Origin of the sequence: Photobacterium sagamiensis (assembly GCF_050337085.1) — a bacterium.
Taxonomy (GTDB): Bacteria; Pseudomonadota; Gammaproteobacteria; order Enterobacterales; family Vibrionaceae; genus Photobacterium; species Photobacterium sagamiensis.
Genome location: NZ_JAKJSP010000133.1, coordinates 1 through 692, shown reverse-complemented (window position 1 = coordinate 692; position 692 = coordinate 1). Strand labels below are relative to the sequence as shown.

The following is a 692-nucleotide window of genomic DNA, read 5'->3' as shown; positions in this document are numbered from 1 at the left end:
ACTCAGGATAACGGCGGTGCTGACGTATTCGTTCATTTCCGAGCTATCGCTTCTGAAGGTTTTAAGACACTAGCTGAAGGCCAAAAAGTTTCTTTTGACCTAGAGCAAGGCCAAAAAGGCCCTCAAGCAGCGAACGTAGTTGCTTTATAATTAGAAGACTTATCTTCTGAAACAATGCTGGCTATGGCCGGCATTTTTTATACCTGTCGTTCGGTATACATTCAATATCACAGCCAAACAATGAAATGAAAGATCGCCCTATGCTGGCTCTTTAAAAGATCTCTCTGAGATACATTTCTTTTGCTATGTCGATAAGACCCGTATTTTTAGATATAGGCAATGATGCAATCAGGCCACTGAAGATCAGCTCAGCTTTCACGGCTTTACATTGCGCATCATTAACATGGTGCCGGGCTAGCATTTCTGTGATCAGGTCAACCCTGCCTTGTTTGTATTGGGTGCAAATGGAAGCGATGCCCTCGTCTTTATTGCAAAATTCACTATAGGCAAGCTGGAAGTAACAACCATAAAACTGCTTATTCATCACCAGTTGGCGGAGGCTTTCAAATCGCATCTCTATTTTTTGTTCTAGTGACAGTTCCGGGTTGTTAATCAGCTCTATCAGTGAATCGGTGTGTTTCTTGGCATAATGGCTGAGTGTTTCTGATATCAGGCACTCTTTTGAATTGAAT

Annotated in this window: 2 protein-coding genes; one reads left to right on the top strand and one right to left on the bottom strand. The window is 42.2% G+C overall.

The genetic code is table 11. From position 1 onward, the window contains the following. The coding region (locus L4D76_RS28815; protein ID WP_428444207.1) for a cold-shock protein at positions 1-150 on the top strand (150 nt) is incomplete at its 5' end. 121 nt (positions 151-271) lie between these two features. Here L4D76_RS28815 and L4D76_RS28810 read toward each other — a convergent pair. Further along, a partial coding sequence (locus tag L4D76_RS28810) for a TetR/AcrR family transcriptional regulator (protein WP_428444206.1) occupies positions 272-692 on the bottom strand: 421 nt, incomplete at its 5' end.